This window comes from Ensifer canadensis, assembly GCF_017488845.2.
GTDB lineage: Bacteria > Pseudomonadota > Alphaproteobacteria > Rhizobiales > Rhizobiaceae > Ensifer > Ensifer canadensis.
In genome coordinates, this window is sequence record NZ_CP083370.1 from 2,405,182 (window position 1) to 2,425,186 (window position 20,005).

The following is a 20,005-nucleotide window of genomic DNA, read 5'->3' on the forward strand; positions in this document are numbered from 1 at the left end:
CAAGGGAGAACAGACATGGACACCCAGCTTTTGATCGGATCGCGCTTCGAAGCCGGAACCGAGGCCGAAGAGCATATCCTGAACCCGCGCACCGGCGGAAAGATCATCGACCTCGCCGAAGCCTCGCACATTCAGGTCGAGGCGGCGGTGAGGGCGGCAGAACGCGCCTTCGTCTCCTGGTCGATGACGACACCCGGCGAACGCTCCGGTTACCTGCTCAGGATCGCCGACGCGATCGAAAAGCACGCCGACGATTTCGCAGCCCTTGAAGCGCTCAACTGCGGCAAGCCGATCAATGCGGTGAAGAACGACGAACTGCCGGCGATCGTCGATTGCTGGCGCTTCTTTGCCGGCGCCATCCGCAATCTGCACGCGCCGACATCGGGCGAGTATCTGCCGGGGCATACCTCCATGGTTCGTCGCGATCCGGTTGGCATCGTCGGCTCGATCGCGCCCTGGAACTACCCGCTGATGATGATGGCGTGGAAACTGGCACCGGCGATTGCCGGCGGCAACACCGTCGTTTTCAAGCCGTCCGAACAGACGCCTTTGACGGCGCTGAAGCTCGCCCGTCTGCTCGCCGACATCCTGCCGGAAGGCGTGGTCAACGTTGTCACGGGCCGCGGCGAAACCGTCGGCAACGCGCTGATCAACCACCCGAAGATCGCGATGGTCTCGATCACCGGCGACATCGCCACCGGCAAGAAGGTGCTGACGGCCGCCGCCAAGACGGTGAAGCGCACGCATCTGGAGCTCGGCGGCAAGGCCCCTGTCATCGTCTATGACGACGCCGACCTCGAAGCCGTCGTCAACGGCATCCGCACCTTCGGCTATTACAATGCCGGCCAGGACTGCACCGCCGCCTGCCGCATCTATGCCGAAGCCGGCATCTACGAAAAGCTCGTCGCCGACCTGAGTTCGGCCGTCTCCACCATCCGTTACAATCTCGCCGACGACACCGAAAACGAGATCGGCCCGCTGATCTCGCGGCGCCAACGTGATCGCGTCGCAAGCTTCGTCGAACGTGCGGCCGACCAGAAGCATATCGAGATCACCACCGGCGGTGCTCCTGGCAGCGCCGACGGTTTCTTCTTCCAGCCGACGGTGATTGCCGGCGCGACGCAGGAAGACGAGATCGTCCGTCGCGAGGTGTTCGGCCCTGTCGTCTCGGTCACCCGCTTCACCGGCAAGGACGATGCCGTCGGCTGGGCCAACGACAGCGATTATGGCCTCGCCTCTTCGGTCTGGACGAAGGACATCTCCAAGGCGATGAAGGCCGCCTCGCGCCTGCAATATGGCTGCACCTGGATCAACACCCACTTCATGCTGACCAACGAGATGCCGCATGGCGGCGTCAAGCAGTCGGGCTATGGCAAGGACATGTCGGTCTATGCGCTCGAGGACTACACTGCTGTCCGTCACATCATGATCAACCACGGCTGACGCCGGCAGGACGTTGGCCGCGGTGCGGACAAAGCATGCAAACGAAGATAAACGGGAGGAAAATGCCATGTATCGCCGTCAACTGCTTGCTGCTGCAGGTGCATTGGGTCTGAGCACACTTCTTCTGGCGCCCGCCGGCCTCGCCGCCGACGCGGCGCCTGATGTCGTCGGTGCCTATGTCGCAGCGTGGAATGCCCATGACTCGAGCAAGGCCGCATCCTATTTCGCCGACGACGTCACCTATTACGACGCGTCCGTCGGCAAGCCTGTCACCGGCAAGGATGCCGCCAAGACCGGTGTCATCGACAATTTCCTGAATGCGGTTCCCGACGCCGTCTGGACCATGAAAGGCGACCCCATCGCCGCCGGCGACAAGGTCTCCTTCGAATGGGAATTCTCCGGCACCAACTCAGGCGCCTGGGCCGATGGCACGGCCGCGACCGGCAAGAGCTTCAAGTTCACCGGCGCCTCGGTCTTCACGGTCAAGGACGGCAAGATCGCCACTCAAAGCGACTATTACGACGCGCTCGGCTTCTACAAGCAGCTCGGCCTGATGTAGGCGGCCGTCGAGCCCGCGGCACCGGCCCTTCAGTAGCCGCAAGCCCGAGCTTGCGGCTGTCTCGCGCCTCGCCCGCGCATTAAAACATGCGGACAAAACTCATAAAATAACTTGCACAACGAATAAACATGAGTAACACGATCATCTTATGAATGTCTGACCCGTTCAGAAGGTGTCGCATGGTTGCAAGATGGCGTCTGTCCGCCCCCGCATTTGTGTTCGCGACGGCTCCGCGCGGCAGGCCTCGCAACGGCAGTGGGCCGGCCACGGGCCACACGCGGGTGCCCCAATGACTGCCGTATCCGAAGCGATCATGGAGACAGGCGCCCCCAAGGTTCTGTCTGCTGCCTTTTCCGGCCCGCACGCCTGGTGCAACGAAAAGATGGTGCTGTCGGACGATCTTTCCGACGGCATGGTCCTGCCCGAGTTCTTCGCCTCCGGCGCCTTCGACCGCGCCCTCGACACCTACGCTGAAAGGTCCGGCGGCACCGACCGCCGCGCGATCGCCTCCATGTGGTCGCTCTACTACTTCTCGGCGCTCACCATCCCCTATCTCGTTGCTCGCGTGCTCGACCATCAGGTGTTGCCGGTCGCCTTCAACCGCATGAAGGTGGCGCTGGCAGAAGATGGCCTGCCCCGCGCCTTTGGCGTCGCCGATGCCGGTAACTGGCAGGCGGGCGATGACGACGACGTGTTTGCCACCCTGGCGCCGCTGATGGGCGAGCACCTGCGCGAAGTGGTCGGCTACCTCAAGTCGAGTGGCGGCATCGCGCCGAAACTCGCCTGGAACAACGCGCTGGTTTACATCGACTATGCCCTGCGCGCCGCCGGCGTCGAGCCGCTTCATGCCCAGGCCGAAGCCCTCATCGGCAGCAGATCCCTGCCCGACGGCTCGCCCAACCCCTTCTTCGATTGCCTGCGTCACGAGGAAGAGGACGGTGCGCGGGTGTGCCGGCGCAAGATCTGCTGCCTGCGCTATCTGCTGCCGGGGGTCCGCAGCTGCGGCAGCCTCTGCGCCCTTCCCACCCAACGGAAACAGTAGTTTTGCTTCTCCTATCGCGATCCACGGTCCGGGCCTTGCTGGCCATCTTCGTCACCACCACGCTTTTCGCCACTGGCGCCCGGGCCGAAAACCGATGGCCGCTGACGGTGAAGGACGCGGCCGGGCGCGAGGTGACGTTAGCGGAAAGGCCAAAAGCCATCCTGCTTGGCAGCGGCTTCAACCTGGTCGCGCTTTCGCTCATTCATCCGGACCCCGTCAGCCTGCTGGCCGGCTGGTCCGGAGACATGAAGGGCGACAACCCTGAGATCTACGAGAGCTTTCGCAAAAAATTTCCTGCAATCGCCGACGTGCCGCTGATCGACGACGGCGGCACCGGCGCCGCACTGTCTTTCGAAACGCTGCTGACGCTGAAGGCCGACCTCGCGATCCTCGCCAACTGGCAGGCCGACACCGAGCCGGGCCAGCGCGCCATCGACTATCTCACCAGCACCGGCGTGCCGGTCATCGTCGTCGACTTCAACAGCGATCCCCTGAAGAGCACGCCGGATATGATGCGGCTCCTTGGGCGTATCTTCGAACGCGACGAGCAGGCCGAAGCCTTCGCACGCTACTACGAAGACAAGCTGGCGCTGATCCGCTCCCGTGTCGCCGCCAAGCCCGAACCGCGCCCAACCGTGCTGATGGATGCGTTTCCCAAGCCTGACCGTTGCTGCTGGGCCTATGGCGTCGGTGGGCTCGGCGAATTCCTGACGATCGCCGGCGGCCGCAACATCGCCGAAGGCGCGCTGCCGCGCGTCGGCGGCACCGTCAATGCAGAAGCGGTGATGGCGGCAAACCCCGACGTCTACATCGCCACCTCTTCGCCCGGCGGCACCTATAGCGGCTTCTCCATCGGTCCCGGCGTTGCCAGGCAAGAGGCGCAGCAGACCTTGGCTGCGGCCGTCGCAACGCCGGCGCTATCGAGCGTTGCGGCGGTCGAGAACGGCCGCGTCCATGGCGTCTGGAACTTCTTCAACGCCATCCCGCTCAATATTGTCGCTGCCGAAGCCTTCGCCCACTGGCTGCGGCCCGACATCTTCGCCGATCTCGACCCGGAAAAGAGCCTCGCCGACATCAACGAACGCTTCGCAGCCGTTCCTTTCGAGGGCACCTATACCGTCAGCCTTGGGGCCGTTACGCCCCGGTAGAAGCGCCCAAAAGCCCGCAACATTTGCAATCGCCGCAAGGGGTTGACGAAATCGCTCGCCGTTCAATCCACCAAATGTCGCAAGCGTGACCTTCGACCAGAGCCACGCGATGTTGCCACCCGCTCCTCACACTATATAAGGGTCGACGAGGAGGAGCTTCATGCTTTGGTTGGTAGCGTTGGTTGGCGTGGCGATCGTGTATCTGGCGGCGCGTTTCAGCCGCTTTCGCCGGTGGGCCGAGCCCATCCTCTCGGTCGCAGTGGCGATCGCCCTGCTCTCTGCCTTCGTCGTCTGGATCAGCGACCGCGGCGAGCGCAAGGCTGCAGCACCTGAGCCGGTGGCGACGGCCCCGGCGGCTCCGGCCGCCCAGAACATCAGCCTCGACGGCATGACGTTCGAACAAAGCCAGCCGGAGCGCAGCTTCCGCCTGCGCGGCACCGTCAGCAACAATGGCGCAACACCGCTCGAATATTTCCGGCTTTCCGTGACGCTCGAAGACTGCCCGCAGGACGCATGCGCGAAGATCGGCGACGACTCAGCCCTGGTTCTCGCCCGCGTGCCCGTCGGCCAGGCAAGGCCTTTCGAGACTTTCCTCACTTTCCCGAGCCGAGAGGGCGAAAGCCTGACGACGCCGAAATGGACCTACCAGGTGCTGGAAGTCCGCGGCGCCGCCAGCCGATAAGCCACTGCACGCGTTGCGGCGTCCTTACGCTGCCGACGCCGGCCGCATGGCCGAAATGATTGCCGCCGTGGTCGTCACCTCCGCGAATTCCGCCCGCAGCGTTGCGACATGGGCACGGTGGATGTCCCGCGCCGGGATCATGTCGCCGTCGCCATCCGGCTGGTCGAAGCAGTCGCAGGCATCTTCCACCAGGACCACCCGGTAACCGAGATTGGCGCCGACCCGCACCGAGGTCGAAACACACATATCAGTCGAGATGCCGAAGAGGACGATCGTATCAACGCCGAGCCGGCGCAGGCGAAGATCGAGATCGGTGCCGATGAAGGCGGCGTTGACGCTCTTGTTGACGAGCGGTTCGTCGCCAACGGGCTCGAAGCCCGGGCGCGGCGCGTTGCCAGACGCACCCGGCCTCAAGGTCGAGCCCGGCGCGACGCTGTCGTGCCGCACATGGATGATCGGCCGGCCGGCCGCGCGCCAGGCGGCAAGCAAGGCGCGGCCGTTGTTGTCAACGTCCCCGTTCCAGCGTGGCGGCCAGGGAGCGGCATCAAATGCCTGCTGCATGTCGATCGGGATGAGGACGGCATTGTCGGGAAGTCTCGGAATGGTCATGGCTAACGCTCCTTGATTGCCTCGGGAAGCTAGCCGTCCTATCGTCCGGTTTCACTGGACATGATGGCGGAAGACCGGACGATTGTCCGGCAAAATGACCAAGGGGACGACACATTGACCGAACTTGATGAAAAGGACCGGCTGCTGGTGGCCGCCCTGCGGCAGGATTCGCGCCAGAGCCTGGTGGCGCTTGCCCGCCATGCCGGCTTGTCACGCAGCGCCGCCCATGAACGTCTGCGCCGGCTCGAAACCAAGGGCGTCATCGCCGGCTATACGATCCGCATCGGCATCGAGGACAAGGCGCCGGTCGTGCGCGCGCTGATCGCGATATCCTTCCAGCCCGGTAAGAACTGCGACCACATCGTACCGCATCTCGCCGGCATGCCGCCGGTCGTCAGCTGCTGGTCGCTCGCCGGAGAGACCGACCTGATGCTGCTGGTCGAATGCGCTTCGAACGGCGATCTTGACACCATCCGTCGGCAGATCTCGTTGATATCGGGCGTCGCCACCGTGCAGACCCATGTGGCGCTGCGCACCCATTTCGATAGGCGTGACTGATCGCGCTGCGCCGATAGACGATGCCTGGCGTTGTTTCGGCCTCCATGCCGCAACTGAGACCACGGATACCTACCTCATTCCTGTGCTCGTCACAGGAATCTAGCGACGGCGCGTCCGCGCCGTCAGTGACATTCTTCGTCACATCAGGCGTTTTCAGAATTCTTTCACACCGCCGACGCGGCGCTGCTGGATCCCTGTGACAAGAACAGGGATGATGGTTGCGAAGGCCGGCTGATCTCGTCGAGATACCAGTTGATGTAGCGCAGCTCGTTCTGCTCCATCGGCGCGATCGGGCCCGGCACGAAATAATGCGAGCGCACGCCGCGCGAGGTGTGCTCGATGATCGCCTTGTCCTCATCGGTCGTGACCTTCCACAGCCAGGTGAGCTTTTCGAGGTCGTAGTCCTGCCCCTCCTCGGCCTTGCCGTCGACAAGCCAGATCAGCTCCATTTCGCAGGTGCCCGCCGTCTTCGGAATGAAGCGGTAGATCATGCCGTGATCGGGATAGCAGACGAGGAAGGTCGTGCCGCCGAGGTGGATGGAGGTGACGCCGCCGTCGAAATCGCTGAACCGGCCCATCAGGGTGCTAAGCGGCTGGCCGTCCTTGCTGCCGGTCTTGACGCCGTCATAGAGCGCATAGCGGAAGGCATGCACCGTCTCCTTGCCGCCGGCGGAACTCTGCCAGTGATCGCCGGAACCGACCTCGATGCCGAGAGCGCAGGTGCGCGCCTCCATCTTGGCGTTCAGCTCCTCGATCATGTGCAACGGCTGTTCGAGCGCGTGCGTCTCGGAATACTCAGGATGCGCCGGGCCGCAATGGTAGCACTCGACATAGTTCTCGACCGCGAGCTTCCAGTTGGCGTCGACAGGATAGGACTGCCGGTGCGCGACCTTGGCCTCGGCCCAGCCATATTGGCCGCAGGTGGCATGCAGCAGGTTCTCGACCTCGGTGAAATCGAGCGGCTGTTCGGCAAAGGAGATGAAGATCAGCCCCTCGACGACGCGCACATGAAGCTTCTTCAGCCCATGGTCCTCACGCTTGAAATCCTTCGGCATCAGCCGCGCCGCCTTCAGCGCACCGTCATTGCCGTAGGTCCAGGCGTGGTAGGGACAGACGAAGGCGCGGGCGTTGCCCTTTTCCTTGGTGCAGACCTCGGCGCCGCGATGGCGACAGACGTTCAGCATCGCATGGATCGCGCCCGTGGCCGTGCGGGTGACGATCACCTGCTCGGCGGCCATGCGAAAGACTTCGAAGTCATTGGGGTTGGGGATCACGCTTTCATGCGCGACGCAGTGCCAATGGCGGCGAAACACCCGGTCGAGATCACGCTCGTAGATATCCTCGTCGTGGTAGAAGGCCCGCACCAGCCCATGGCCCGGCCGATGCGCAGCGACCAGCTGATCGATGCGGTCGCCCGCGACAGTCGTATTGGAAAGGTCCGATGCGAACATGGCCCTGAACTCCTGAAAGAAGAACCGGAAGAACCGCGTCCCGGCGCGCGCATGCTAAATTTGCCTTGATGTACGAGGCTGCCCCTCACCCCCACCCTCTCCCTGCACGCGGGGGAGAGGGAGAGCGCTCCACCCGCACCTCAACCGCGCCCTTACTCAGGCACGGCGGTCGCCACACGTCTCCTTCTCCCCGTCAAACGGGGAGAAGGTGGCCGGCAGGCCGGATGAGGGGCAGCCTCAAACGCCGTCGTTACATCCTCACCCGCTCGGAACGCGGATCGTACATCGCCTTCAGCGACGCCTCCGCCTTCACCCGCGTGCCGGCGATCTCGATCTCGAAGCTGGAGCCGAGCACGTCGGCGTCGCTTTCGCCTTCCGACGGCACATAACCAAGGCCGATGGCACCGCCGAGATGGTGGCCGTAGTTGCCCGAGGTGATGGTGCCGACGATCTGGCCGTCGCGCACGATCGCTTCGTTGTGGAAGAGCAAAGGCTCGGGATCGGCCAGCCGGAATTGCACCAGCCGGCGCGAAAGCCCGCGATTGTGCTTGGCCAGCACCGCCTCGCGACCGATGAAATCGCCCTTGTCGGGTTTCACCGCAAAACCGAGCCCGGCTTCGAGCACATGGTCCTCGTCGGTGATATCGTGGCCGAAATGGCGGAAGGCCTTTTCGATACGGCAGCTGTCGAGCGTGTGGATGCCGCAGAGTTTCAGCCCGACATCCTGCCCCGCCTCCTCCAGCGCCTCGAACACATGCGCCGTCTGGTCGGTCGAGACGTAGAGCTCCCAGCCGAGTTCGCCGACATAGGTGACGCGGTGGGCGCGGGCGAGCCCCATGCCGATCTCGATTTCGCGCGCCGTGCCGAAGGGATGCGCCGCATTCGAGAAATCGTTCGGGCTCACCTTCTGCATCAGTTCGCGCGCCTTCGGCCCCATGACGCAGAGCACGCTTTCGCCGGCACCGACATCGGTGATGACGACGAACTCGTCGCGCACATGCTTGCGCAGCCAAGCAAGATCACGTTGAAGCGTGGCGCCCGGAACGACGAGCAGGAACGCGGTTTCAGAAAGGCGCGTGACCGTGAGGTCGCTTTCGATGCCACCACGGCCGTTGAGCATCTGGGTGTAGACGATACGGCCGGCCTCGACATTCATCTCGTTGGCGCAAAGCCGCTGCAGGAAGGAAAGCGCATCGCGCCCCTCCACCCGGATCTTGCCGAAGGAGGTCATGTCGAACAGGCCGACGCCGTTGCGAACCGCCAGATGTTCGGACTTCTGGTTCTCGAACCAGTTCTGCCGTTTCCAGGAGTAGCGGTATTCGCGCTCCTGGCCGTCATTCGCAAACCAGTTGGCTCGCTCCCAGCCGGCCACTTCGCCGAAGACCGCGCCACGCGCCTTCAGATGCTCGTGCAGCGGCGAGCGGCGCACGCCACGCGCCGTCGCCATCTGGCGATAGGGGAAATGGTCGGCATAGAGCAGCCCCAGCGTCTCAGAGACCCGATCCTTGAGGTAAGCGCGGTTCTTCTGGAAGGGCTGTGCCCGGCGGATATCGACCTCCCAGAGATCGAAGGGCGGCTCGCCGTCGTTCATCCATTGGGCGAGCGCCATGCCGGCGCCGCCTGACGATACGATGCCGATCGAGTTGTAGCCGGCCGCGACCCAATAGCCTTTCACTTCCGGCGCCTCGCCGAGATAGTAGCGGTCGTCCGGCGTAAAGCTTTCCGGCCCATTGAAGAAGGTATGGATGCCCGCCGTCTCCAGCATCGGCATGCGGTTGACGGCCATTTCGAGGATCGGCGAGAAATGGTCGAAATCGTCTGGCAACTGGTCGAAGCAAAAATCCTCACGGATACCGTCCATGCCCCAGGGTTTGGCCTTCAGCTCGAAGGCGCCGACCAGCATCTTGCCGGCATCCTCCTTGTAGTAAGTGCATTCATCCGGCACGCGCAGCACCGGCAGGCGCTTGAGGCCGGGGATCGCCTCGGTGACGATGTAGAAGTGCTCGCAGGCATGCAGCGGCACGGTGACGCCGGATTGTCGCGCGAACTCCCTGCCCCACATGCCGGCGCAGTTGACGACGTTGTCGGTTTCGATCGTATAGCTTTCGCCGTTCTGCTCGCAGGTCACGCCCGTTACCCGGCCGTCCTTCTTCAGAACCGCGGTCACCTTGACGCCCTCGATGATCGTCGCGCCGTTCTGCCGCGCACCCTTGGCGAGCGCCATGGCGATGTTGGCCGGGTCGCACTGGCCGTCGAGCGGCAGATGCACCGCCGCCTTCACATCCGAGGTGTTGAGATGCGGATACATCGCCTTGACTTCGTCAGGCGTGATTTCACGCACATCGACGTTGAAGGCGCGCGCCAGCGAAGCCTGGCGGTAGATCTCCTCCTTGCGTTCTTCCGTCAGCGCCACGGTGATCGAACCGTTCTGGCGCATGCCGGTGGAGATGCCGGTTTCGGCCTCCAGCTTGACGTAGAGGTCGGCGGAATATTTTGCCAGCCGCGTCATGTTCTGCGAGGCGCGTAGCTGGCCGATCAGGCCGGCCGCATGCCAGGTCGTGCCCGACGTCAGCTGCTTGCGTTCGAGCAGCACCACGTCGGTCCAGCCGAGCTTGGCGAGGTGATAGGCGACCGAACAGCCGGAGACGCCGCCACCGATGATGACTGCCCGGGCTTTCGAGGGAATCGGCTTGGTCATGCGCGCAGTCTTTCATTGGAGGGATCCCAGAGCGGCTGGTCGGCCTCGACGGTCGCCTTGAAGCGGTCGCCGAAGATCTCGACCTCGATCTCGTTGCCGGGCACGGCGAGATCGGCGCGCAGCATGCCGAGCGCAATCGACTTGCCGACGCGGTAGCCCCAGTTGCCCGAGGTCGTTTCGCCCACCACCTGGCCGTCCGACCAGAGCGTCGACATATACGGCGCGTCGCAGCCGTCGGCGGCGACTGTCAAAGTGACGAAACGTTTGCTGACACCCTGCTGCTTTTCGCGCTCCAGCGCCGCCTTGCCTTTGAAGCCGGGCTTTGCCCAGTCGACGAAGCGCTCCAGCCCGCCCTGCAGGATGGTGTAATCGGTGGAAAGGTCGCCCTTCCAGGCGCGGTAGCCCTTCTCGATGCGCAGGCTGTCGAGCGCCTCCATGCCGAAGGGTTTCAGGCCATGTTTCTCTCCGGCAGCCCAGACGGCATCGAAGATCGCGGCGGTATCGTCCACCTTGGTGTGGATCTCCCAGCCGAGTTCACCGGCAAAGGATACCCGCACCAACTGGCAGTAGCGCCCGGCAATCTGCGCTGTCTGGTGCGTGAGCCAGCCCTTGGCGAGATCCGCATCGCTGACATCGGCAAGGATGTCGCGCGATTTCGGCCCGGTGAGGATCTGGCAGCTAAACTGCGTGGTGACATCGTCAAGCGTGAACGCGGCATCGGCGGGCCGATGTTTCTGCAGCCATTCGAGATCGTGCCACTGCGCCGTTGCCGCCGTGATCAGGACGAAGAAATCCTCGTCCAGCATCATCACCGACATTTCGGTGACGATGCGGCCCTTGTCGTCGGAGAAATAGGCAAGGCCGATGCGGCCCGGCTTCGGCACCCGGCCGGTGATCAGGCCCGAGAGCCATTCGGTCGCGCCCTTGCCCTTGATCCGGAAGCGCGAGAACCCCGGCAGGTCGAGGATGCCGGCGGCATCGCGCACGGCGAGACACTCTTCCTCGATGCGCTTGGCCCACGGCCCCGCCCGCCCCCAGGTCTGCGTTGCCTCTTCGGAGGTGTCGTCACCTGATTTGGCGTACCACATCGCCCGTTCCCAGCCGTTATAGGGCTTGAATTGCGCGCCGAGTGCCTGGATCCGGTCGTGGATCGGCGACAGCTTCTTGCCGCGACCCGCCGCCCAATAGTGCTTCGGAAAATGCATCGCGTACTCGTGGCCGTAGATCTCCATGCCCTTGGCGATGCAATAGTCCTGGTCGGTATAGTCGGTGTACCGGCGTGGATCGCAGGACCACATGTCCCATTCCGTCTGGCCCTCGGTGATCCACTCAGCCAGCACCTTGCCGGCGCCGCCGGCCTGGCAGATGCCGAAGGTGAAGACGCAGGCCTCAAACGCGTTCGGCACGCCGGGCATCGGCCCGATCAGCGGATTGCCGTCGGGCGCATAGGGGATCGGGCCGTTGATGATCCGCGACAGCCCCGCGGTCCCAAGGATCGGCACGCGCTCGACAGCGTCGTTCAGATACCATTCCAGCCGATCGAGATCGTCAGGGAAGAGCTGGAACGAAAAGTCCTCGGGCATCGGATCGTCTGATGTCGTCCAGTGTGCCCGGCAGTTACGCTCATAGGGCCCGAGGTTCATGCCGTTCTTCTCCTGGCGGAGATAATAGGAGCTGTCGACATCGCGCAAGAGCGGCAGCTTGTGTCCGACCTCCTTCGACCAGGCGGCCAGTTCCGGGATCTCGTCGAACAGCACGTACTGATGGCTCATCACCATCATCGGCACGTCGCGGCCGAACATCTTGCCGACCTCGCGGGCATAGTAGCCGGCGGCGTTGACGACGTATTCGCAGCGGATTTCGCCCTGCGGCGTCGAGATCACCCATTCGTCGTTTTCGCGGCGCGCCGCCGTAACGGGACAGAAGCGGATGATCTTTGCGCCCATGTCGCGCGCGCCCTTGGCCAGCGCCTGCGTCAGCTGCGCCGGGTCGATGTCGCCGTCATAGGGGTCGTAGAGCGCACCGGTCAGCTCGTGCGTTTCGAGGAACGGATAACGGCTGCGCATCTCGTCGGGCGTCAGGATGTCGAGGTCCATGCCCTGGTAGCGACCCATGCCGACGACACGCTTGAACTCCTGCAGCCGCTCCTTCGAGTGGCCGAGCCTTATCGAGCCGGTGACGTGGTAGTTCATCGGATAATCGACGAGCGCACCGAGATCGCGGTAGAGCGAGGCGGAATAGCGCTGCATGTTCATGATCGACCAGGACGACGAGAAGGTCGGCACGTTGCCGGCCGCATGCCAGGTCGATCCGGCCGTCAGCTCGTTCTTTTCCAGAAGCACGCAGTCGGTCCAGCCGGCCTTGGCAAGATGGTAGAGCGAGGAAGCGCCGATCGCTCCCCCACCGATGATCACGACACGCGCGTGAGACGGCAAATTCGACATGCACTGTTCCCTCGTTTTGCCGGAATTCTTGCCGTCGAAACGAGGCGCCATCAAGCGATGGAAACAGGCTTTATTGATCGAAGAATTCGATTAGATTGAGTGGAACTTCGAAACCGGATGGGATGCCGATGCAAGTGGATCTGATCGAGACGTTTCTGGACCTGATGGAAACCCGTTCCTTCAACCGCACGGCCGAGCGGCTGAACATCACCCAGTCCACCGTTTCCCACCGCGTCAAGGCGCTGGAGGCACAGTTCAATCGCAAGCTCTTTACCCGCAACAAGGGTGGAACCGTGCCGACAGCCGCCGGACTCAGGTTTCTAGACTACGCAATAGCCTTGCAAAACCAGTGGCATGAGGCAACGCGCGCGGTCACCAATGCCGGCGCGCTGGAGCGCTCCATGCGGCTCGGCATCCAGCACGATCTGGCCGAAGCCTTTGCCGGCGAATGGCTATTCACGATCAGGCGTGAGCTGCCGACAACCGAAATCTACATGGAAGCGGATTATTCCAACCAGATGAACCGGGATCTCGGCGCCGGCAACCTCGACCTCGCCATGCTCTATACCCCGCACTATCTGCCCGATCTTCATTACGAAAGGATCGGCGATCTGCATTACATGATGGTGAGCACGGAAGCGGCTGCGCTATCGGATATCAGGGTCGAGACCTATATCCAGGCGATCTATTCGCCGGCCTTCGATCGCGCTCACCGGCTGGCTCTGCCGCATCTCTCCGCAGCGCCTGTTGCGACCGGCCAGAACATGGCGATCACCATGCTCCTGCATTCGCTCGGCGGAGCCGCCTATGTCACCACCGCAACGGCCAGACGGCTGACGCAATCCGGCCACGTCGCCCTTGTTGCCGATGCGCCGGTGATCCCGCAGACGGTCTACGCCGCCACCAGTCTGCGCACCCGTCATGCCCATCAGCACCGCAAGATCATCGGTGCGATGGAGGTGCTGCTTTCCGCAGGAAATGAGGAGGAAGCCTAATGTACGTTACGCCATTCGGCGCTGGATCAGCCGCTGTAAAAACATCAGGATCGAGACGATCGCAAGATAGTAGACGAGTGCTGCCGAATACCATTCGACGAAGCGGAAACTCGACGCGATCGCGTCGTTGACGACGGCCATGATCTCCCGCATCGAAATCACATAGGCAAGCGAGGTCAGCTTGATCAGGTTGATGAACTCGTTGACGAGCACCGGCATGACGATGCGCAAGGCCTGCGGCAGGACGACGAGGCCGAAGGTCTGCAGGCGGTTGAGCCCGAGCGCGCGTGCCGCATCTGTCTGCCCCTGGCCGATCGCCGTGAGCGCCCCGCGCATCGCTTCGGCCATATAGGCGGTCGTCACCAGCGTGAAGGCGATGAAGGCGGCGGCAAAGGGCGTGTACCAGGGCGCGCGCGTCAGGCCGGGAAAGAGCTGCGGCGCACCGTTCCAGACGATCAGCAGCACCAGGATGAGCGGCGACGAGCGAAACAGCCAGACATAGAGCTGGGCCGCCGTGCGCCGCACCGCCGCCATCGAGTTCAGGGCGACGGCGAGCGGCAGGCAGAGCAGAAACGAGGCGACCTGAACCAGGATGGACAGCAGGATCGCGATGGCCGCCCCCTGCAACATGACCGGCATGGTCAGGGCATCCAGAAACAGTTTCGTGTCGAAGTTCATGCCCTGTCCACCTTTTCAAGCCTCAACGATCGTAATCGACGTCGAACAGCGCCGGGTCCAGCCCGTATTTCTTGGCGATGCCGGCAAAAAAACCCTGCTCCTTCAGGGCCTTCAGCCCAGCCTTGACCGCGGCCGCATCGCTGCCTTCCTGGCGGCTGTAGATGCCGTAGGTGAAATCCGATGCCCACGTGTAGGGAAGCTGCAGCGTCCCGTCGGAACGCGAGGCGCGGTAGGCGCCTTCGGCCTCTTCGGTCATCGTCGCATCGACGCGGCCGACGAGGACCTGCTGGTAGGCCGCCTGCTGGGTCGGATATTCCTGGACCTCGACCGGCGGCTGACCCTTGGCGATCAGTTCCTTGTTCAGGGGCTCGATCCGCTCCTGCTTGTAGTAGGCGCCGGCTTCGAGCGCGATCACCTTGCCGCTCAGATCCTCCGGCGCCTTGATTGTGTCGCTACCGGCCTTGGTCACCATCGCGGTGGCCGATTTCATGTAGGACACGCCGTCATAAGTCTCGCGGCGCTTGGCGTTGATGTAGATGCCGCTGACGATCAAGTCGCAGCGCCCGGCCCCGAGCGTCGGCAACAGCCCGGCAAACTCCGTGACGGTATAGTTGACCTTGGCATTCCAGAGACCGGCGAGCGCTTCGACGATCTCGATATCGATGCCGGTCGGGGTTAGATCGGCCGGACTTTCCTTGAAGGTCAGCGGCGGAAAGGCCGCGGTGGTGCACACACCGATATCGCCATCGGCGGCAAAAGCCGGCGGCTCCGCCTGGGCAAGCCCCGCCGACAGCAGGATGGTTCCGAGAAGGGTTGCATGCGATGCCAGTCTGATCATCTCTATTCCCCTCATTGTGTTGGTGAAACGCGCCCGACGATGTCGCCATAGGTCTGGCTGTCGAAGGCGGGAAGGATAAGCGGGTCGACGAACCCGTCGCGTCGTGCCGTCAGCACGTATTGCATCATCGACGCATTATCAGGCATCTCGAAAACCTGGACGAAATCATAGGTTCCGAGCGTGGCGTAGAAGGCGACCGAGCGGCCGCCGAGCGAAGAAACGCGGTCTTCGCTCACCTTGCGCCGCGCGCCGCTGTCGGCGAGTTCGGCCAATCCCTTGGCCGTCAGTTTCATTAGCGAGATATATCGTTGCATGGGGCATCATTCCGTTGAAACGGTTGGCATCAGAACCGGTGATGTGGTGTTGGCGTCAGTGTTAGCGGCTAGCTTTTGCCAGGCCGGCGATGACCGCGTCGCTGGTCGAGACCGTGCCGAAGATGCCGTTCTCGATCGAGATCATGTTGATCGCCGCCTCATGCGCCCATTGCTCGCCGCTGGCGCAGCAATCCGAGATCGTCAGGCACTGGAAATTGCGGTCGCAGGCCTCGCGCAACGTCGTATGCACGCAGACGTCGGTGGTGCAGCCGGTAAACAGCATATGGGTGATGCCCTGCGCTCTGAGCACATGCTCGAGATCCGTATAGGTGAACGAGCTGTTGCAGGTCTTGTCGATGATGACGTCGCTGTCTGCGACATCGAGCTCGGGTAGCAGCTGAAAGCCGGGGCTCGAGCGCAGCAGGACCTCGGTGTTTTCCAGCCCCGAGCGCTTGCGGCGCCATTTTTCGTAAGGCGTCATGTCGGCGAGGTCGGCACGATAGCCCTGGCGCGTATGGATGATCAGGCATCCGGCTTGCCGCGCCGCGGCGATGACACGGTTGACGGCCGGCAGAATTGCCCTAAGCGGCGCCGGATCATAGCCCATCGAAGCGAAGTAGCCGTCGGGCGAGCAGAAGTCGATCTGCAGGTCGATCACCATCAGCGCGGTCTGCGACGGAACCAGCTTTCCGTCATAAGGAAAATCAAATGGTTGGGCCTCGATCATGCATGTCTCCCTCTCTCCGATCCAATTCATAGGAGCAAAAATCGATTGGGAATAGCGATTTTTTGTGCTTGATATTGTCTAGTTTTGCTAAACAATTGCCATTGCTTTGCACGCGACAGTCGATTGTCAATCAAGGCGGAAGTTCGAATGAAAGCTTTGCATTTCCTGCCTTATCTCAGGGCCTTCGAAGCCGTCGCCCGGATCGGCTCCGTGCGCCAGGCGGCCGACGAACTGGGCCTCAGCCCCGGCGCGGTATCGCTGCAGCTGCGCCGGCTTTCAGAGACGACGGGACTGACACTTCTGGAGAAATCGGGACGCAATATCCGCCTGACGGCGGCCGGACGTGATTTCGCCCAGACCGTCTCCCATGCCATGGGCAATCTTGCCGTCGCGGTCGAGAATGGTGCCGAGCGGCAGCTCGAAAACCACCAGAAGAAGCTGACGGTCGCCCTGCCGCCGGCGCTGGCGATCGCCTGGATGGCCAGCCTCCTGGTGCAGTTCGCCGATGCGCGCGGCGTCAGCGATCTCGCCATGCGCAGCTGCATTCGCGCAAGCGACGTCCTCTGGGACGATGTCGACCTGGCGATCGTCTACGACAATCCGCCCTTCGACGGCCTGTGGTGGCAGGTGGTCAGCGACGTGAAGCTCAGGACCATATGTTCGCCGTTATTGTTCCCGCGGCTGGAAGGCTCGCACCGCGACAGGAAGCTGCGCGACGTCACATTGCTGCATGAGGATGACGGGCGGGAATGGACGCGCTGGTCGGCCGCCTCGCGCATCTCGCTCGAAGGCAGCCGCAGCGTTCGGGTGCCCTCGGTCGCCGTCGCCGTCGCATCCGCCCTGCAGGGACAGGGCATTGCGCTCGTCTCGGACGTTCTCACCCGCTCCTACCTGCAGGAAGGCCGGCTGATCCAGCCGTTCCCGACGGCGATACCGGCATCAGCAGGCTACTATCTTCTCTGTCCGACGGAGAAGGCCGAGGAACCGCTGATCCAGGCGCTTGCCCACCAGATCGCCGCCCACCTGCGTGGCGACTGACTGGCGCCGTACCCTTCAATAGCGCCCTTTGAGCAGCGCCTTCAGCCGCACCGCATCATCCGCGGTTACGCCCGGCGGATCGACAACCTGCATCCACGCATCGATATAGTGTTCCGGCGCATAGACGTGGCCGTAGCCGATCGGCGTCGTCGTGCCCATCGCCATGTCGGCCAGAAGCTGGAACATCGTCACGACAGGAAACCATCGAAGATCGGGCGAGACGTCATGCCCGCGCGGCGCTTTCATCCAGTCCGGCTCGCGGTAGAAGGAATACGGATCGAAGAAGGTGATCGGGTCGCTGGCATATTGCAGGTAGACGATGCGGACATTGCCCCATTCAGGGCCCGGAATATCAAGCGTATTCGCCTGGTTGGTGAAGCGGATCACCGATCCGTCGCGATAGAGCGGGCGCCATTGCGGAGACCCTGGATTGCGATTGCGGGTGATCGATAGCCAGGTCTTCGTCGGAAACGGCGAGCCGACCCAGAGCGCGCCCTGGAACGGATCGCTGATGATGTCGAACGGGTCGACCGAACCCTGCGAATTCATCGAGCCGAGGCTGAGGCCGTAGAGATAGAGCCGCGGCCGCTTGTCCTTGGGCAGCGTCGTCCAGTAGCCGTAAACCGCGTCGAACAGGGCGTTGGCTGTCTCGGCGCCATATTCCGGCTCGACCAGCAGAGAGAGCCAGCTCGTCAGGTAGGAGTATTGCACCGCGACACTGGCGACGTCGCCTTTCAACAGATATTCGAGCGAATCGAGCCCCGGCGGATCGATCCAGCCCGTTCCGGTCGGCACAACGATCATAAGGTTGGAGCGCTCGAACCCGCCGACGCGCTTCAGTTCTTCGAGCGCGAGCTTCGCTCGCTCCTTTGCCGTCTCGGCCGAATTGAGCCCGGCATAGACCCGCAGCGGCTCCTTCGCCCCGCCATTGAAGAAGGCGCCGATGTCCTTGGCGCTCGGCCCTGACGCGATGAACTGGCGTCCCTGCCGCCCGAGTTCATCCCAGGTCATCAGCGACGCGCCACTGCCCGTCTTCATCGGGTCAGTCGGCGGCGCCACATCAGGATCGATCAGCGCGTCGAGCCGTTGGAACGAGCTGTCGGCCGCATGCAGAGCGTAGCGGAAGATCACCCCGTCGGTGGCCGACCAGAACAGTGCAATTGCCGCCGCTACTGCGGCGAGCTTTGCCAGTGGCCGCGTCAACACATACTCGAAGCGCCTGGCGAGAACGCGGAACGTCAACCGAAACAGCCGTGCCAGCAGGACGATGAAGATGAAGACGAGCACGGCAATCAGGCCAAGCTTCAGCGGCTCCGCGCTCTCGACCGGGTCGAGGCCCATGAGGTTCCGCACGGTATTCTGCCACGCCGCCGCCCGCCAGAGGAAGGCGAGTGCAACGGCGGTGCAGCCGAGGGCAGCCACCAGCTTGAGGATCAGCCCGGTCCGTGGCCGCACATCGGGCAGCTCGAGAAACGACCACAGCCAACGAAGGAACACGCCGATGGCATAGCCGGCAGACAGCGAAAGACCTGAGATGACCGCTTGGATGACATAGGGGCGCGGGATCAGGCTTGGCGTCAGCGATGCAGCGAAAAACAGCACCCCGACGATGAGGCCCGTCGTCGAAAACGACGCCCTATGCCCGGACACGAACTGTGGAATGGGCCACTTTGCCACGCGCAGACCTGTCTCTTGAAGGTGATCCACCGGCAGGCTCCTTGTTCACGGTCGTTCATCGAGCGCGCCATTCCGATCGACGCGTTACCCGATTGATAACCGCCAGTCACCGCGCCGACAACCTCGTATCGGCCCTGCAACCGCTACGGGCGCGACAACCCTTGCCAAAGCGGCGAATGCGGCATCCCCTTACACGCGGTGGGTGCGGATCAGCTCTTCTGGAAGGCCAGGTGAACGCCGAGCCCGACGAGCACACCACCGCCGACGCGTTGCATGGCGCGCTGCGCCATGCTCGAACGCTTGAGCCGGGTGATCAGCACGCCCGCGAGGATGACGCAGGCAATATCAGCCGACGAAAACATCAGGTTGACGATCGTGCCGAGGATGACGAACTGCAGCCAGACCGGAAACGCCGCGGATGCATCGATGAACTGCGGCAGGAAGGCGACGAAGAAGATCGCCGTCTTCGGGTTCAGCACTTCGACGGTGATGCTCTCGAAGAAGGCGCGCCGGCCGGATTTCGCCTGGATGCCGGGCAAGGCGCGCTCCCCTTGCGTCTTGGCGCGAAACAGCGAGATGCCGAGCCAGACGAGATAGGCCGCACCGGCAAACTTGACGACCATGTAAAGCACCGGCACCGCATGAAACAGCACCGACAGGCCGGCAGCCGCCGCGAAAACATGCACATAACCGCCGAGGTGAATGCCAAGCGTCGCCATCAATCCGGACCAGCGGCCGCGCGCCATCGTCTGCGCCGCCGCATAGAGCATCGCAGGACCGGGGATATAGGCGAAGATCGCCGTGGTGGCGAGGAAAGCCAACAGCAGTTCCATTGAAGGCATCGATGTGCTCCCGATAGGCTGGACGGTGCGGATAAGCTGGCAATAGACAATGCCTGCGCTTGCTTGGCAAGGCGAATGGGCCAATGCGCGCACGCAGACATTGCGGGCCGGCCCGACCTTGCCACGCCCACCTGCCTGCCGTTTTGGAATCTACAAGCCGGAATGCGGCGCGCATCTCCCAGCCGAGGGCGACCGACGCGCAGGCCGCAACGTCGCCTCCCATAGTTGTCCAGTCCGGTGTTGCGAGCCCAAGACGTGTGCA

At 63.2% G+C, this 20,005-nt stretch carries 18 protein-coding genes; 8 read left to right on the forward strand and 10 right to left on the reverse strand.

The genetic code is table 11. The features are described from left to right. Nucleotides 1–15 precede the first annotated feature (15 nt). The 5 genes from J3R84_RS11690 (at nucleotide 16) to J3R84_RS11710 (ending at nucleotide 4,874) form a co-directional block, all read left to right on the forward strand. A complete protein-coding gene (locus tag J3R84_RS11690) occupies nucleotides 16–1,443 on the forward strand; it encodes a gamma-aminobutyraldehyde dehydrogenase (protein ID WP_203528236.1) in 1,428 nt (475 codons plus the stop codon). Nucleotides 1,444–1,510: 67 nt separating this feature from the next. Then, nucleotides 1,511–2,002: an ester cyclase gene (locus tag J3R84_RS11695; protein WP_025427835.1), complete on the forward strand. Its 492-nt coding sequence runs from the start codon at nucleotides 1,511–1,513 to the stop codon at nucleotides 2,000–2,002. Between the two features lie 289 nt (nucleotides 2,003–2,291). Beyond that, nucleotides 2,292–3,044, forward strand: coding sequence for a siderophore-iron reductase FhuF (fhuF, locus tag J3R84_RS11700; protein WP_025427836.1), 753 nt, complete (start codon nucleotides 2,292–2,294; stop codon nucleotides 3,042–3,044). A 35-nt stretch (nucleotides 3,045–3,079) separates the two neighbouring features. After that, nucleotides 3,080–4,192, forward strand: a complete 1,113-nt coding sequence (locus J3R84_RS11705; RefSeq protein WP_234907754.1) for an ABC transporter substrate-binding protein — start codon at nucleotides 3,080–3,082, stop codon at nucleotides 4,190–4,192. 160 nt (nucleotides 4,193–4,352) lie between these two features. Further along, entirely contained in the window at nucleotides 4,353–4,874 is a 522-nt protein-coding gene (locus J3R84_RS11710) for a hypothetical protein (protein WP_025427838.1), read from the forward strand. Between the two features lie 24 nt (nucleotides 4,875–4,898). Here the strand turns inward: J3R84_RS11710 and J3R84_RS11715 are convergent, their stop codons facing one another. Further along, complete coding sequence (locus J3R84_RS11715) at nucleotides 4,899–5,483, reverse strand: cysteine hydrolase family protein (protein ID WP_025427839.1); 585 nt, start codon at nucleotides 5,481–5,483, stop codon at nucleotides 4,899–4,901. 114 nt (nucleotides 5,484–5,597) lie between these two features. Between J3R84_RS11715 and J3R84_RS11720 the strand changes: the two genes are divergently transcribed. Next, complete coding sequence (locus tag J3R84_RS11720) at nucleotides 5,598–6,041, forward strand: Lrp/AsnC family transcriptional regulator (RefSeq protein WP_225906328.1); 444 nt, start codon at nucleotides 5,598–5,600, stop codon at nucleotides 6,039–6,041. 164 nt (nucleotides 6,042–6,205) lie between these two features. Here J3R84_RS11720 and J3R84_RS11725 read toward each other — a convergent pair whose 3' ends face one another. The 3 genes from J3R84_RS11725 to J3R84_RS11735 form a co-directional block, all read right to left on the reverse strand. After that, nucleotides 6,206–7,492, reverse strand: a complete 1,287-nt coding sequence (locus J3R84_RS11725; RefSeq protein WP_025427841.1) for an aromatic ring-hydroxylating oxygenase subunit alpha — start codon at nucleotides 7,490–7,492, stop codon at nucleotides 6,206–6,208. 250 nt (nucleotides 7,493–7,742) lie between these two features. Continuing rightward, nucleotides 7,743–10,190 carry a GcvT family protein gene (locus J3R84_RS11730; RefSeq protein ID WP_057211084.1) on the reverse strand — a complete coding sequence of 816 codons (2,448 nt, stop codon included), beginning with the start codon at nucleotides 10,188–10,190 and terminating at the stop codon, nucleotides 7,743–7,745. Next, nucleotides 10,187–12,634, reverse strand: a complete 2,448-nt coding sequence (locus tag J3R84_RS11735) for a GcvT family protein (RefSeq protein ID WP_025427843.1) — start codon at nucleotides 12,632–12,634, stop codon at nucleotides 10,187–10,189. The genes J3R84_RS11730 and J3R84_RS11735 overlap by 4 nt, the downstream gene beginning before the upstream one ends. 128 nt (nucleotides 12,635–12,762) lie before the next feature. Between J3R84_RS11735 and J3R84_RS11740 the strand changes: the two genes are divergently transcribed. After that, nucleotides 12,763–13,629, forward strand: coding sequence for a LysR family transcriptional regulator (locus tag J3R84_RS11740; RefSeq protein WP_025427844.1), 867 nt, complete (start codon nucleotides 12,763–12,765; stop codon nucleotides 13,627–13,629). 6 nt (nucleotides 13,630–13,635) lie between these two features. On the opposite strand, the gene J3R84_RS11745 is transcribed toward J3R84_RS11740, so the two are convergent. The 4 genes from J3R84_RS11745 to J3R84_RS11760 form a co-directional block, all read right to left on the reverse strand. Continuing rightward, nucleotides 13,636–14,307 (reverse strand): amino acid ABC transporter permease, encoded by a 672-nt coding sequence (locus J3R84_RS11745; RefSeq protein ID WP_203528234.1) that lies wholly within the window; start codon nucleotides 14,305–14,307, stop codon nucleotides 13,636–13,638. A 22-nt stretch (nucleotides 14,308–14,329) separates the two neighbouring features. Next, nucleotides 14,330–15,145 carry a transporter substrate-binding domain-containing protein gene (locus J3R84_RS11750; RefSeq protein WP_025427846.1) on the reverse strand — a complete coding sequence of 272 codons (816 nt, stop codon included), beginning with the start codon at nucleotides 15,143–15,145 and terminating at the stop codon, nucleotides 14,330–14,332. An 11-nt stretch (nucleotides 15,146–15,156) separates the two neighbouring features. Next, nucleotides 15,157–15,459, reverse strand: a complete 303-nt coding sequence (locus tag J3R84_RS11755; protein WP_038576291.1) for a GYD domain-containing protein — start codon at nucleotides 15,457–15,459, stop codon at nucleotides 15,157–15,159. Between the two features lie 61 nt (nucleotides 15,460–15,520). Continuing rightward, nucleotides 15,521–16,186, reverse strand: coding sequence for a cysteine hydrolase family protein (locus J3R84_RS11760; RefSeq protein WP_025427847.1), 666 nt, complete (start codon nucleotides 16,184–16,186; stop codon nucleotides 15,521–15,523). Between the two features lie 147 nt (nucleotides 16,187–16,333). On the opposite strand from J3R84_RS11760, the gene J3R84_RS11765 reads away from it, so the two are divergent. Beyond that, a complete protein-coding gene (locus J3R84_RS11765) occupies nucleotides 16,334–17,224 on the forward strand; it encodes a LysR substrate-binding domain-containing protein (protein WP_025427848.1) in 891 nt (296 codons plus the stop codon). 15 nt (nucleotides 17,225–17,239) lie between these two features. Here the strand turns inward: J3R84_RS11765 and J3R84_RS11770 are convergent, their stop codons facing one another. Further along, a complete protein-coding gene (locus J3R84_RS11770) occupies nucleotides 17,240–18,931 on the reverse strand; it encodes an alpha/beta hydrolase (RefSeq protein ID WP_025427849.1) in 1,692 nt (563 codons plus the stop codon). A 179-nt stretch (nucleotides 18,932–19,110) separates the two neighbouring features. Further along, nucleotides 19,111–19,743 (reverse strand): LysE family translocator, encoded by a 633-nt coding sequence (locus J3R84_RS11775; protein ID WP_025427850.1) that lies wholly within the window; start codon nucleotides 19,741–19,743, stop codon nucleotides 19,111–19,113. Nucleotides 19,744–20,005 lie beyond the last annotated feature (262 nt).